This is a genomic window from Sphingomonas sp., from assembly GCF_032114135.1.
Lineage (GTDB): Bacteria > Pseudomonadota > Alphaproteobacteria > Sphingomonadales > Sphingomonadaceae > Sphingomonas.
In genome coordinates, this window is the sequence record NZ_DAMCTA010000002.1 from 616,594 (window position 1) to 629,104 (window position 12,511).

A 12,511-nucleotide genomic window follows, 5' to 3' on the forward strand; every position below is an offset into this window, starting at 1 on the left:
GCATGTGCCGGCCGGGCGCTGGGCCCGGCCGGAAAGTGCGTCAGGCGGCGATCGCGTAGGGCTTGATCTCGCCGTTCAGATAGAGGTTGCGCGCCTTGGCGCGGCTGAGCTTGCCCGAGCTGGTGCGCGGCAGGGTGCGCGGCGGGACGAGCTCGACCACGCAGTTCATGCCGGTGACCGAGCGGACGCGCTCGCGGATCTCGTCGCGCAGCCGCAACCGCTCCTGCTCGTCCGAGGTGCGGCACTGGACCAGCACCGCCGGCGTCTCTTCGCCACCGGGGGTGGTGATCGCGAAGGCGGCGATGTCGCCCTGCTTGAAGCCGGGCAGCTGCTCCACCGCCCATTCGATGTCCTGCGGCCAGTGGTTCTTGCCGTTGACGATGATCATGTCCTTGGCGCGGCCGACGATGTAGATGTAGCCGTCCGACATATAGCCCATGTCGCCGGTATCCAGCCAGCCATCGACCATGCACGCCTCGGTGGCGGCCTCGTCGCGGAAATAGCCGACCATCACCGACGGGCCCTTGCACCAGACCTTGCCGATCGCCTTTTCGGGCAGCGGCGTGCCATCTTCCTCACGGACCTCGATCGTCATATCGCGCACCGGTTTGCCGCAGTTGACGACCGCGCGGTAGCGCTGCGGGCGATCGGCGCGTGCGGTGCCGCCGGAGAGCTGGGTCTCCTCGACCAGCTCGACGACGATGCCTTCGCCCGGGGGCATGATCGACACGGCCAGCGTCGCCTCGGCCAGGCCGTAGCTGGGCATGAAGGCAGTCGCCTTGAAGCCGGCATCGGCGAACGCATCGACGAAGCGCTGCATCACGTCCGGGCGGATCATGTCGGCGCCGTTGCCCGCGATGCGCCAGCGGGCGAGGTCGAACCGCTCGCTCGCCTTGGTCTGGCTCGACATGCGCCGCGCGCAGATGTCGTAGCCGAAGGTCGGCGAGTAGGAGATGCTGTTGCCTTCGTTGCGGCTGATCAGGTCCAGCCAGGCGAGCGGGCGCCGGGCGAAATCCTCGGTCTTCATGTAGTCGGTCGAGACCTGGTTGGCGACCGGCGACAGGAAGCAGCCGACCAGGCCCATGTCATGGTACCAGGGCAGCCAGGAGATGCAGCGATCGTCCGCGCCGACCTGCATGCCGTGGCTGTGCGCCGCCAGGTTGTTGAGCAGCGCATGGTGGGTGATCGCGACGCCGTGGGGAAACCGAGTCGAACCGCTGGAATATTGCAGATAGGCGATGTCGTCCGGCTTCGCCTGGGGCAGCGGGGCCTCGGGCGCCGGGTTGGTCGCGAAAACGTCCCAGTCGGTCGCGGCGACCTCGGTCAGCCGTGCCGCCTCGGCGCACATGCTGCCGATTTCGGGCGGATAGATCAGCAGCACCGGATCGCAGCTCTCGAGCTGGACACGAAGCTGATCGATATAGGATTGCGCGCCGCCGAAGCTGGTCGGCAGCGGCAGCGGCACCGGCCAGGCGCCGGCATAGATCACGCCGAAGAACAGCGCGGCGAATTCCGGCCCGGTCTCCGCGATCAACGCGATGCGATCCTCCGGCTGGATGCCGGCGGCGATCAGGCGGCGCGCCTGTTCCAGCGCATCGGCACGCAGTTCGGCGAAGCGATAGGGCCGCACCAGCTTGCCCCGCGCATCATGGAAGTTCAATCCGCGCGCACCCTCGGCCGCGTAATCGAGCGCGGCACCCAGCGTTTCGAAATCAGCGAAACGGCGCGGGAGACGGTCTTGCGTGGGCGTGGGCGTAAGCGCTGCCAGTTCCACAGTTTCGAGCGATCCCGTTTCGTCCAATACCATTCTTTTTCTCATGCCCCTGTGAGGTAGCAGGTCGGTGAGGTAGCAGTTCGTTGTGCCCCCACAACGCAGTTTTCCGCAGTTGCTCTGCTACGCAGTATCGTTCAAAATCGGTTGGCACTGTGGCACAATCAAGGCGCATGCCCCAACCGTCCCGTTCCAAGCCACCGCTCGTCGCCGCCGATCTCGATCGGCTGGCGCTGCGCTATGTCGAGCGTTTCGCCACCACGCGCGCCCGCCTGGCCGCCTATCTCACCCGTAAGCTGCGCGAGCGCGGCTGGGAAGGGGAGGGTCCGCCCGATCCCATGGCCGTCGCCGAACGGATGGCCACGCGCGGTTATGTCGACGATCGCAGTTTCGCCGAGGCACGGGTGCGGTCAATGGGTCGGCGCGGGCTGGGGGTGCGTCGCGTTGAGATGGCGCTGCGCCACGACGGAATCGACGCCGAGGACAGCGCCGACCTCGCCGAGGCGATCGAGGCGGACGCGTATCGCAGCGCGATCATTTTTGCCCGTCGCCGCCGATTCGGACCTTTTGCCGCTACCCCCGCGGATCGTGATCTCCACAAAAAGCAAGTCGCTGCATTTTTACGGGCGGGCCATCCGCCTGAGATTGTGCATAGAATATTGAAGATGGAACCGGGGGAGGAGCCGGAGGACCCGTTCGAAGCGGGACATTCCTGATCGCATAAAGCGATTCCCCTCCTCGGTAAGCCTGTGTTAATGTTGCTGGCTTGGGGGATAACGATAATGCGTGCTGAGCAACAGCTAGCGTCTGAACACTATCCGGGGGCGTCCGAGGGCGAGCTTCGGTTCGGGGGCGATTCCGAGGTGGAGGAGCGGGTCTATCGCGGCGTCATCAAATGGTTTGACGTAACGCGCGGCTTCGGCTTCCTGGTCGCGGACGATCCCAGCGTCGGCGACATTCTGATCCATTTCTCGGTCCTCCAGGACCATGGCCGGCGCAGCGTGCCGGAGGGCGCGCGGATCGAATGCGTGGCGGTGCACCGGCAGCGGGGGCTGCAGGCGAAGTCCGTCCTCTCGATCGACCTCAGCACCGCGATCGAGCCGGTCAAGCGGCCCACCGAGCGGGTGGAGCGGCTCAAGCTGATCGGCGAAGCGGGGCCGTTCGAGCCGGTGACGGTGAAGTGGTTCAACCGGCTGAAGGGCTATGGCTTCCTCGTCCGCGCCAGCGACACCGCTGACATCTTCGTCCACATGGAAACGTTGCGCCGGGCGGGTGTCGAGGATGTCGAGCCGGGCCAGATGCTGCGCGCGCGCATCGTCGATGGCGAAAAGGGCCCGCTCGCGGTCGCGGTCGAACGGCCGCTCTGACGCCTGGCGGAGGCACGAGCGACGGCGGACCCATGCAAGATCGTCCTTTCGGCCTGACCGGCAAGGAGTGCGATGCCTTGCGGCTGCTGGCCGGTGGCCATGATGTGAAAAGCGCGGCCGCGATATTGGGCATATCCGCCCATGCCGTCGGCGAGCGGTTGCGCGAGGCGCGGCGCAAGACCGGATCCAGCAGCAGCCGGGGTGCGGCACGCCTTCTCGCGGCGGCGGAAGGCCACAGCAATTTTGTACCCGCAAAAACTGGGGTGGCGGCAGGGCCCGATGCCTGCGAGCCCGAGACGGCACGAGGCGCGGTGGATCCGCCTGCCGCGCCGTCGCGCCAAGCTTGGAGGATTGCTGCCATGGTCTTGGGTATCGTCGGCGTCGCATTGGGGATCGGCCTCCTCGTACAGCTATCGGGCGCCGAACCCGCCGCCGCGGCACGGGTGGTCTCGACCTTCCCGTCCCAGGGCGCGGTCGTCGCCCCGGGGACGATACAGTTGCAGGTGACGTTCGACCTGCCGATGCGCCCTGGCAGCTATTCGTTCGTGCAGAAACGCGCCGAAACCTATCCCCGGTGCGATCGCCGCCCACCGCAGCAGTCCGCCGATGGCCGCAGCTTCACCTTGTCCTGCACCATCGAGTCGGGAAAAGCCTATGAGGTCTGGTTCAACAACCCGCCGTTCCTGAACTTCGTCGGGCCCGACGGCATCGCGGCGATCCCGTTCGGCTTGCGATTTCGCACCCGCTGAGGGCTGCGCCGGGGTGTCGCGGGGCGGCAATCGAGCGCCCTGCATCCAACAGTTGCCGAGCGTCGCGCTTGGCGGTATCGGGCAGAGCCATGGGACTTCCTTTTCCGATCTTCACCTGGTGGAACGGCGCCACGTTCGGCACTCGCTTGGGACTGCGCGGCAAGAAGCGTGTCGGCGAGGATTCGCTCGGCAACCTCTATTTCGAGGGTGGGCTCGATCCCAACGGGATCACGCGCCGCTGGGTGATCTACAAGGGATCCAACGACGCCAGCCGCATTCCGCCGGAATGGTTCAGCTGGCTGGCGCACCAGATCGACGGCGCGCCCGAGGACGTGTTGCCGCCGGTCCGTGCCTGGGAAAAGCCCGCCGAGCCGAATCTCACCGGCACCGAGCTGGCCTATCGTCCCCCGGGCGCGCTCGAAAAGGGTGCGCAGCGCGCCAAGGCCACCGGCGATTACGAGGCCTGGACCCCCGACGCATGAAGGCTGCGGCGGCGCTGCTCGCGCTCGCGCTGGCCGGATGTTCGGGTAGCGGGGGCGGCAATGGCGCTGCCGGCGACAATGCCGGCGACGAGCTGGTGATTACGGGTGCCGGCGACGCGCCGGGCGTCGATACCGTCTCGGTCGGGCCGGATAACGCCACCATGGATGCCGCAGCAACGCCGATGCGCGAACGCGTCGCGGTGCTGGGCGTGCTCAACAAGCGCAATGGCGTCGAGCGCGAGATCACGCTCAAGCCCGGCCAGGCCGCCCGCATCGACGGGCAGGTCACCGTCCGCCTGCGCGCCTGCGAGCGCACCGCCCCCTGGGAGCAGGACCGGCTGACCGGCGCCTTCGTGCAGATGGACGTGCACCGCGAGGACCAGCGCTGGCACCGCGTCTTCTCCGGCTGGCTCTACAAGGAACAGCCGGCGCTCAACGTCGTCCAGAATCCGATCTACGATGTATGGCCCAAAAGCTGCGCGATGACCTTCCGCGAGACCGGGGCGGACACGGTGCCGGCCTCGTCGCCGGGCGCATCGAGCGCGAAGAGGTCGCCCGAGGCCGAGGGCGGCAACGACACCGCGCCGGTCGCATCGCCGAGCGCGGCGCCCAGCAACGCCACATAATCGTCGCGGGGGATTTCGATCGCGCCGAGCGAGGCGAGGTGATCGGTGATGAACTGGCAGTCGAGCAGGCGGAACCCGCCGGCCTGCAGGCGGGCGACGAGATGGGTCAGCGCCACCTTCGAGGCATCGCGCACCCGGGTGACCATCGATTCCCCGAAGAAGGCGCGGCCCAGCGCCAGACCGTAAAGCCCGCCGGCGAGCCGATCGCCCTCCCAGCATTCGATCGAATGGGCATGGCCGAGGCGGTGCAGCTCGAGGAAGACGCGTTCGATCGCGCCATTGATCCACGTCTCGGGGCGATCCTGTGCGCTTTCGGCGCAGAGCCGGATCATGCCGGCGAAATCGCGGTCGACGGTGACGGTGAAGCGGTCGGACAGCACCACCTTGCGCAGCGAGCGTGAGAGATGGAAGCCGTCGAGCGGCAGCACGCCCCGCAGCTTGGGCTCGACCCAATAGACCGAGTTGGCGTCGCGGGCGTCGGCCATGGGGAACACGCCCATGGCATAGGCGCGCAGCACCAGCGCGGGTTCCAGTTCCTTCGGGGGCGAGCGGCGGTGTACCACGCTCAGCGAACGCGCTCGGCCAGCATACGCTCGATCGCCTGCCACATTTCGTTGAACGCCTTGGCGGCGGCGCTGCGCGGCGCGAAGGCGCCCACCGGAGCACGCTGTACCGCCACGGACTCAATGACGCTCGCCAACGGGATGACCGGCCAGTCGGGCTGGCGTTCCAGTGCCTCCGCATGGAGCTTGCGGCGGCGATCCACCATCGCGTGCACCGGCATCAGCGGCACCTTGGCGCCGCGCTGGGCGAGGTGCGCGGCGACCTCCTGAAAGGCGCGCTGCGAGAGCGGGGAGGGGACGACCGGCACCACGATCAGATCGGCGGCGCGCATCACCTGCTCGCTCGTCTCGGTGAGGCCGGGCGGGCAATCGAGCAGGATGCGGTCGAAATCCTCCGTCAGGTCCTCGAGCAGCTTGCTCAGCCGCTTCTTCTTGTCGAGTGCGTGGAACAGATGGTCGAGCTGGCGTAGCGACGCGTCAGCGGGCAGCAGCGCCAGCCGGTCGATCGCGGTCGCGCGGAGCAGCTTGGCGGCGGCGACGTCCTTGGAGAAGATTGCCTGCGCCTGATGGCGCCCGGCTGCGTCGCCGCCGAGCAAATAGGTCGAGGCGGCCTGGGGATCGAGATCCCAAACCAGCGTGCGGCGAGAGGAACGGGTGGCCGACGCCCAGGCCAGGTTGACCGTCAGCGTCGTCTTCCCGACGCCGCCCTTCAGGCTGTACACTGCGATCGTTGCCACGCTTTACCTCCGCCCTCTAGCTGGCATGAAAAAAGCCCGGCGGAAATAGCCGCCGGGCTCTGTTTTGGGGAGGTGATGCAGGCTTAGGCCTTGCAGCTGTGGGTCGAACCGTCGGCCAGGGTAATCTTGGCGGCCTTGGCGTTGCCGTCGATCACATAGCCGCCCTCGGCGGTGAAGGGCTTGCCGGCTTCCGGCGCGCGCAGCAGGACCGACTTCATCGAATCCTTCTTCTCGCGCAGCGAGGCCATCTTGCCTTCCTTGAAGAAGTCCACGAACAGCAGGGTGTTGCCCGGCTGGCAACGGAAGCTCACCGAGCTTTCGATCGTGGGCGGGGTCTCCACCGGCGCGGCGTTCGCAAGCTGCGAAGCCATCGGGTCCGGCGCGCGGCTGTCGACCACTTCGGGCTTGTTGTTGCAAGCGGCGAGCGAAAGCAGCGCCACGGCGGAAGGTGCGATCAGGGAGGGGTTTTTCATAGCGTAGGCTGCTTTTCCTTAGGTGGTAATCATCGTCAAGCGAAAAGGGGGTACAGAGTCACACGAAATGGTGCGCCGCAACGGAGCAGACGCATGATTGCGCGCAACCGGAAATGCCGGACAGTCGTGGACGTTGCAGAGGGGATCGGAAAGGGGACGTTTACCGTGCTTGACCCGCCGCGTCCGACTGCGCAGGGAGAGGGGCCGAGGGAGAGGATGCCGATGATGCCGAGGATCTGCTGGACGCGCGGCTGGGCCCTGATGCCGCTGGCGCTGCTCGCGGCGTGCGGCGGCACACCGACCGAAAATGTTGCAGAGGATCCGGCCAATGCCGCGGTACGGCCGGGCCCGATGCTGGGCGGGGTGGACCTGTCGACGCCGTTGCAGGTGCGTCCGCTGGAGGGCCGCGACTGGGCGCTGGACCTAGCCCCCGGCCGCATCCAGTTCCAGCAGGAGGGCGCCAAGCAGATGCCCTTCTACCCGGTCTCCCCGCGCCTGGCGCAGGGCATGGCGACCTATCCCACCCAGACCCCCGACGGCGCCCCCGTGACGATCATCCTCCGCCCAGCGGCCTGCGCCGAGGGCGCGACCCTGTCGGCGGAGGTGCGGATCGGCACGCAACTGCTCAAGGGCTGCGCGCACAGGATGCATATCGATGACGTCCGCCGCGAGATGTATAACGAGTCGCTGGCGGTGCCATATGATGCGGGGAACAACAGCAGCGCCGAATAGGCGCGGCCTTCCGAGAAAGCGGTGTTCGGGGGGGCGCTGTCCTTCCGAGACGGGGCGTGCCGATCTGGCTGGCGCTTTCGCTCCGGCACCGGGCCTGACCGCCTCGCACTTATTGCATCGGGCATGGCATCCGCGGCATTGGCCATGCGTTCGGAGGCGGCAATCGATCTTCGATCGATCCGATCCGAAGATGCGCGGCCAACAGAAGCGTCCAAGGCGCCGACCGACGGATCAGTGCGGATGGACGCTCGCAGGACGCATCCGGCGTCCTGATCTTGCTGTGCCGGTTCCCTGCAACAGATGTTCGAGGTAGACCCCAGTTGAAAATGCCCCGCTTCCTCCCCGTCAGAGCGCGCCAGCGTTGACCGCCTCGGCACAAGCCGCCGCCGATATCCCCGCCGCCGCGAGCGACGCGACCGTGCCGGGCGCCCCGATGACGCGCGCCGCCAACTATCTGGTTGCCGGGGCGCATTTCGATCGCAAGTTCAAGCGCTGGCCGCTGCCTACGCATGATCCGCAATCCCTAGTGAACGATTTCATCTTCGACCGGATGATTGATCCGGACTGGCCGGCGCTCCACCGTTCCTTTGTCGACAAGGAAACTGCCAAGATCGCGGTGCAGCGCATGTGCCCCGATGTCCGCACGGCGAACACGCTGTCGGTACTCTCGATCGATGCCGTCGCCAGTCGCGCCGACCTATTCGAAGCCCTGCGCCCGTTCGTCGGAACGGACGCGGTCGCCAAGCCTGCCCATGCCAGCGGTGCGGTAACGTTCCTTCGCGACCTTGCCGGCCCTGCCGACCTTCGCGGGTTGTACGATCTTTCCGTGCTGGATTACGCCTCGATCCTGCGGGAGATGCAATATTGGGGGTTGCCCAAGAAGATCATCGTGGAGTCGATGATACCGACAGCAACGGGCGGCCCGCCGGACGATTACAAATTCCACTGCGTTCGCGGCGAACCCCTGCTGTGCCAGATCGATCACGCTCGGTTCGGGCAGACATGGAGCCGGCTGTTCCGCACCCCGGACTTCGCCCCCATGCACGAGGCGGACGGCCTTCATGCGCCCGTCGGCTTCGTTCCGGCGCCGTCCGAACGCCTCGGGGCAATGGTGGAGGCAGCCCGTACGCTGTCCGCCCCGTTCGAGTTCGTTCGCGTCGACCTGTACAATGGGGAGGACGGCATATATTTCGGCGAGCTGACCTTCACTCCTGCGGCTTCGCTCGGCATCGCACCGTCTTCCGCGGGGGATCACGAGGAAAGCGAGACGCATCGCGTCTATAGTCGCATCATGATGGACGCGTTGGCGGGCTAGGGCCGCCCCGGGACAGGCGCGACGCGCCCCCATTTGCTGCGCGGTGGCGGCAACCGCCGCCGGTCCGGACAGACCGGCAGCGCGCCGTGCCTCACTCCTTGAACGGCTTGAGCGTCACGATCGTCCCGTCGGGGCGGAAGGTCAGCTCGGTGATCTTGGCCGAGCGGAGGTGGTTCTTATTGGTCAGCTGGGTGTCGTGGTACGCCAGATACCATTTGCCCTGATACTCGAACACCGAGCCATGGCTGGTCCATCCCTGCACCGGCTCGAGGATGCGGCCGGTGTACTTGAAGGGGCCATAGGGGCTGCTGCCGATCGCATAGGCGAGGAAGTGCGTGTCCCCGGTCGAGTACATGTAGTAATATTTGCCGCCGCGCTTGAACATCCACGCCGCCTCGAAGAAGCGGCGGTCATGGTCGCCGCCGAGCACGGGCTTGCCCTTCTCGTCAAGGATCACCGCGTCGCGAAGCGGCTCGGCGAGGCTTTTCATGTCGGGCGCGAGGCGGGCGACCTTGCCCGAGAGGGCGGGCTGGTCGTCCTTCTTCAGATCGGTGTCGCCGGCATTGGGATCGTACTTTCCTGTCGCCCAGCGCTGGAGCTGGCCGCCCCAGATGCCGCCGAGATAGAGATAGCTCTGGCCGTCTTCGTCGGTGAACACCGCCGGGTCCATCGAATAGCTGCCTTGGATCGGCTGCGGCTCGGCCTTGAACGGACCGACCGGCGATGTGGACGTGGCGACGCCGATGCGGAACACGCCCTGCTTATCCTTGGCGGGGAAATAGAGATAATAGGTGCCGTTCTTGAACGCCGCGTCGGGCGCCCACGCCTTTTCGGAGGCCCAGGGCACCTGCTTCAGGTCGAGCGCGACGGGGTTCACCGTCACCGGGCCACCCGGGCGGTCCATGCTGAGCACCTGATAGTTGTGCATCGCATACTGGCTGCCGAGATCGTCGTCGGGGATGCCCATGTCGACGTCATGGCTGGGATAGACATAGATCTTGCCGTTGAACACGTGCGCGGACGGATCGGCGAAATAGAGGTCCTTGACCAAGGGCTGGGCAAGGTAGCGCTTGCCGTCGGGGCTGCGCGCTTCGTCCGATGCGTTGGCGGGGGCGGCGGCGTTGGCCGTGGGCTCGTTCTGCGCGGTGGTTCCACCCGAGCAGCCGGCCAGCAGCGCGATGGCGGCCGCAGCCGTCGACAGTTTCAGCGAAAGACGCAACAGCCTATCCTCTCGTCCTGATTGTGCAGCTCGTGCTGCTATCGCGATAGCGCTACCATCCGCACATAGGGTGCAGCAAGGGGTTTGGCGCCGCTGCCTATGCTGTCGGGTCAGGCCTCGGCGACGGCTTCGCGGATCGCCGGAATCGTGAACGCGAAGGTCGCGCCGCCGCCGGGGGTCTGCTCGGTCCAGATCCGGCCGCCATGCCCCTCGATCAGGTGGTGCGAGATGGCGAGGCCCAGGCCAAGCCCCCCGCCGGACTCGCCGCGGCCATTGCCGAGGCCGGGCTGGAACAGCAGGTGGCGCCGATCAGGCGGCACGCCGGGGCCGTTGTCGATCACCCGAATGGTGACCGCGAGCGGATCCTGCCGCTCGGCGGTGACGCGGATCGCCGCGTCAGCGTGCTGCTGGCAGGCCTCGCCGGCGTTGCGCAGCAGGTTGGCGAGCACCTGCACGATCTGGACATTGTCGAACCTGCCGAGATTCGCCTCGCCAGCGACATGGATCGTCACCGGCGGCATCAGCAGCGGGGCGGCGGCGCGAACCAGATTGAGCGCCTCTTCGATACAGCCGGTTATCGAGCGATCCTCGAGCACGAGGTCATTCTGGTGCACCATCCGGCGAATGCGGCGGATGATCTCCCCAGCGCGCTGGAGCTGCTGCTCGGCCGCCCCGGTGAGATCGCGGGTGCGGTCGTCGCTTGCCGAGGAAAGACGCAGCGCTGCCATATAGTTGGCCGCGGCAGAAAGCGGCTGGTTGAGTTCGTGCGCCACCGTCGCGGCGATCGAGCCAAGCGCGCTGGCGCGGGTGAGCTCGAGCATCTGGCGCTCGATCGTCACCCGCTCGGCGAGCATGCGGTCGCGCTCCTGCAGCCGCGCGCGCAGTTCGCGGTCGACGCCGATACGGTGTTTGGCGAGCGTGACATAGCTCGCCAGCGTCTGGAGAAACTGGATCTCGGCATCGGTGAAGGTCGCCACGCCGCGCCGACCGAACGCCAGCGTGCCGAGCAGTACATTGTTGTGCAGCAGCGGCGTACAGAAGCAGGCATCGAGGCCCATGCCCCGCGCATAGGAAAGCCGGGGGTCATCGGACCGCTGAATGTCACGCGCGATCATCGGTGTGAGGCTTTCCGCCACCCCGCCGCAGATCGCGATGCCGATCGGAACGTGACTCCAGTCGGCCACCTGATCCGGCGTGATGCCTGCCCAGGCATCGAGATCGAGGCCGTTGCCGTCGAACGCATAGTGGAAGAAGACGTCGAGCTCGACCTCGCTGCGGATCAGCCCAAAGATGCGATCGAGTGCGGGCGCGAGGTCCTCGGCCTGGAGCAAGTCGCTCGCACTGACCGCAAGCAGTTCGAGAAAGCGATAGGAGGGTGCGTCTTCGCTGCCCGCGCCGGGGGCCTGGTCGCTTGGGCGGAAAAGGGCGCTGCGGCGGTTCAGCATGGTGTATGACAGGGCTATGCCTCGCCCGGTGGGGCAGCCATTCCGTATTGCTACTGACTATCAGTCTACCGCGAACCGGTCGCGGCAGGGGGTGCTATTGCTAAGCGTTCGCACTGCCAATCGGTTGCGAAAAGGCCGAAAGTTCGGCCCAGGCGGGTGCCTTGGCGGCGAAACCCACCGTATGCAGCGGGCTCGATGAAGGCAAGCACAGGATGGTGTAGCGCGCGGCGGCCGTCCCAAGCTGACGCAGCCCATGACGCTGGGCGGTGCCGCCGTTGAACGCGATGGCGCGAAGGTCGGGCAGGGTGGCCGCGAGCGCGGTGACGTCGTGCGCTTCGATGTCGCGCATCGCGGCGTCGGTGCTGCCGGGCCGCGTCGCGCTGGCGACGACGTCCCACAGCCCGATTCGAGCGGCGCGCAGCGCATCGAGCCGCTCGGCATAGGCGAGCGGCTCGAGGTCGCGGCCCACGGCGGGGGAGATCAGCCGCCAGAACTGGTTCTGCGGATGCGCATAATAGCGCGCCGCCGCCAGCGAGCGCTCGCCCGGTAGCGAGCCAAGGACGAGCAGCCGCGTGTCCGGCGCGACAATGGGCGGGAAGCTGTGTTTGCGTTCGGTCATGCGGTGGCGGCGGCGAGGCGCAACGCGTGGCGGCGTTCCTCGCGTGCGGCGACCAGCAGCAGGCCGATCGCAGGATCGTAGAGCTGGTCCGGTGCGACGAGCGGAACATGGCGCATCGCCTTGCCGGTGCCGCGCAACAGTCCCGCCGGATCGGGCAGATCGGCGCCCCGGTAGAAGGCCAGGTTCACATGGTCGCGATAGGGCAGTGCGCAGGCATAGGCCTCGGACGTCTTTTTCGGCCCCCAGCCCCAGCTCACCGCACGATCCCCGGGACGGGACACTTCGACCGCGCTTGGATGCAGCGCGCGGGCGAGCGCGCGCACCGCGTGCAGCAGTGCTTCGTGCTGGGGTGCGAGCGCGACGATCTGCGCGAAGGTGCCGACGGCCTCTGCCATGCCCGATCGATAGGCGGC

General features: G+C 67.1%; 14 protein-coding genes and 1 pseudogene. 7 read left to right on the plus strand and 8 right to left on the minus strand.

The genetic code is table 11. The features are described 5' to 3' along the window. Nucleotides 1–40 precede the first annotated feature (40 nt). Nucleotides 41–1,807, minus strand: a complete 1,767-nt coding sequence (locus tag RT655_RS14885) for a fatty acyl-AMP ligase (protein WP_313538160.1) — start codon at nt 1,805–1,807, stop codon at nt 41–43. A 137-nt stretch (nt 1,808–1,944) separates the two neighbouring features. Between RT655_RS14885 and RT655_RS14890 the strand changes: the two genes are divergently transcribed. The 5 genes and pseudogenes from RT655_RS14890 to RT655_RS14910 all read left to right on the plus strand — a co-directional run. Continuing rightward, nucleotides 1,945–2,487: a RecX family transcriptional regulator gene (locus tag RT655_RS14890; RefSeq protein ID WP_313538162.1), complete on the plus strand. Its 543-nt coding sequence runs from the start codon at nt 1,945–1,947 to the stop codon at nt 2,485–2,487. 66 nt (nt 2,488–2,553) lie between these two features. After that, nucleotides 2,554–3,138 carry a cold shock domain-containing protein gene (locus RT655_RS14895; RefSeq protein ID WP_313538164.1) on the plus strand — a complete coding sequence of 195 codons (585 nt, stop codon included), beginning with the start codon at nt 2,554–2,556 and terminating at the stop codon, nt 3,136–3,138. A 77-nt stretch (nt 3,139–3,215) separates the two neighbouring features. Then, nucleotides 3,216–3,887: a hypothetical protein gene (locus RT655_RS14900; protein ID WP_313538166.1), complete on the plus strand. Its 672-nt coding sequence runs from the start codon at nt 3,216–3,218 to the stop codon at nt 3,885–3,887. An 89-nt stretch (nt 3,888–3,976) separates the two neighbouring features. Next, a complete protein-coding gene (locus RT655_RS14905) occupies nt 3,977–4,369 on the plus strand; it encodes an NADH:ubiquinone oxidoreductase subunit NDUFA12 (RefSeq protein WP_313538168.1) in 393 nt (130 codons plus the stop codon). Nucleotides 4,370–4,551: 182 nt separating this feature from the next. Continuing rightward, a pseudogene (locus tag RT655_RS14910) lies at nt 4,552–4,788 on the plus strand (DUF2155 domain-containing protein); the annotation flags it as partial. Between the two features lie 35 nt (nt 4,789–4,823). Here RT655_RS14910 and aat read toward each other — a convergent pair. The 3 genes from aat to RT655_RS14925 form a co-directional block, all read right to left on the minus strand. Then, a complete protein-coding gene (gene aat, locus RT655_RS14915) occupies nt 4,824–5,558 on the minus strand; it encodes a leucyl/phenylalanyl-tRNA--protein transferase (RefSeq protein WP_313538170.1) in 735 nt (244 codons plus the stop codon). A gap of 2 nt (nt 5,559–5,560) precedes the next feature. Further along, entirely contained in the window at nt 5,561–6,295 is a 735-nt protein-coding gene (locus tag RT655_RS14920) for a ParA family protein (RefSeq protein ID WP_313538172.1), read from the minus strand. A gap of 83 nt (nt 6,296–6,378) precedes the next feature. Continuing rightward, on the minus strand, nt 6,379–6,768 hold the full coding sequence (locus RT655_RS14925; RefSeq protein ID WP_313538174.1) for a hypothetical protein: 390 nt from the start codon (nt 6,766–6,768) through the stop codon (nt 6,379–6,381). Between the two features lie 222 nt (nt 6,769–6,990). On the opposite strand from RT655_RS14925, the gene RT655_RS14930 reads away from it, so the two are divergent. Further along, nucleotides 6,991–7,500 carry a hypothetical protein gene (locus tag RT655_RS14930; RefSeq protein WP_313538176.1) on the plus strand — a complete coding sequence of 170 codons (510 nt, stop codon included), beginning with the start codon at nt 6,991–6,993 and terminating at the stop codon, nt 7,498–7,500. 361 nt (nt 7,501–7,861) lie between these two features. Beyond that, nucleotides 7,862–8,815, plus strand: a complete 954-nt coding sequence (locus RT655_RS14935; protein WP_313538178.1) for an ATP-grasp fold amidoligase family protein — start codon at nt 7,862–7,864, stop codon at nt 8,813–8,815. 91 nt (nt 8,816–8,906) lie between these two features. Here the strand turns inward: RT655_RS14935 and RT655_RS14940 are convergent, their stop codons facing one another. The 4 genes from RT655_RS14940 to RT655_RS14955 all read right to left on the minus strand — a co-directional run bounded on the left by RT655_RS14940 (nt 8,907) and on the right by RT655_RS14955 (nt 12,493). Beyond that, nucleotides 8,907–10,034: a glycoside hydrolase family 43 protein gene (locus tag RT655_RS14940; RefSeq protein ID WP_313538180.1), complete on the minus strand. Its 1,128-nt coding sequence runs from the start codon at nt 10,032–10,034 to the stop codon at nt 8,907–8,909. A gap of 110 nt (nt 10,035–10,144) precedes the next feature. Continuing rightward, nucleotides 10,145–11,479, minus strand: coding sequence for a GAF domain-containing sensor histidine kinase (locus tag RT655_RS14945; protein WP_313538182.1), 1,335 nt, complete (start codon nt 11,477–11,479; stop codon nt 10,145–10,147). A 100-nt stretch (nt 11,480–11,579) separates the two neighbouring features. Beyond that, nucleotides 11,580–12,098 (minus strand): DNA-deoxyinosine glycosylase, encoded by a 519-nt coding sequence (locus RT655_RS14950; RefSeq protein WP_313538184.1) that lies wholly within the window; start codon nt 12,096–12,098, stop codon nt 11,580–11,582. Further along, on the minus strand, nt 12,095–12,493 hold the full coding sequence (locus tag RT655_RS14955; RefSeq protein WP_313538186.1) for a DUF1801 domain-containing protein: 399 nt from the start codon (nt 12,491–12,493) through the stop codon (nt 12,095–12,097). The genes RT655_RS14950 and RT655_RS14955 overlap by 4 nt, the downstream gene beginning before the upstream one ends. Nucleotides 12,494–12,511: the final 18 nt, after the last annotated feature.

Coding starts and splice junctions, on each gene's coding strand:
- RT655_RS14885 (WP_313538160.1), bottom strand. CDS start 1,807: ATGGTATTGGACGAAACGGGATCGCTCGAAACTGTGGAACTGGCAGCG.
- RT655_RS14890 (WP_313538162.1), top strand. CDS start 1,945: ATGCCCCAACCGTCCCGTTCCAAGCCACCGCTCGTCGCCGCCGATCTC.
- RT655_RS14895 (WP_313538164.1), top strand. CDS start 2,554: ATGCGTGCTGAGCAACAGCTAGCGTCTGAACACTATCCGGGGGCGTCC.
- RT655_RS14905 (WP_313538168.1), top strand. CDS start 3,977: ATGGGACTTCCTTTTCCGATCTTCACCTGGTGGAACGGCGCCACGTTC.
- RT655_RS14925 (WP_313538174.1), bottom strand. CDS start 6,768: ATGAAAAACCCCTCCCTGATCGCACCTTCCGCCGTGGCGCTGCTTTCG.
- RT655_RS14930 (WP_313538176.1), top strand. CDS start 6,991: ATGATGCCGAGGATCTGCTGGACGCGCGGCTGGGCCCTGATGCCGCTG.
- RT655_RS14945 (WP_313538182.1), bottom strand. CDS start 11,479: ATGCTGAACCGCCGCAGCGCCCTTTTCCGCCCAAGCGACCAGGCCCCC.
- RT655_RS14950 (WP_313538184.1), bottom strand. CDS start 12,098: ATGACCGAACGCAAACACAGCTTCCCGCCCATTGTCGCGCCGGACACG.
- RT655_RS14955 (WP_313538186.1), bottom strand. CDS start 12,493: ATGGCAGAGGCCGTCGGCACCTTCGCGCAGATCGTCGCGCTCGCACCC.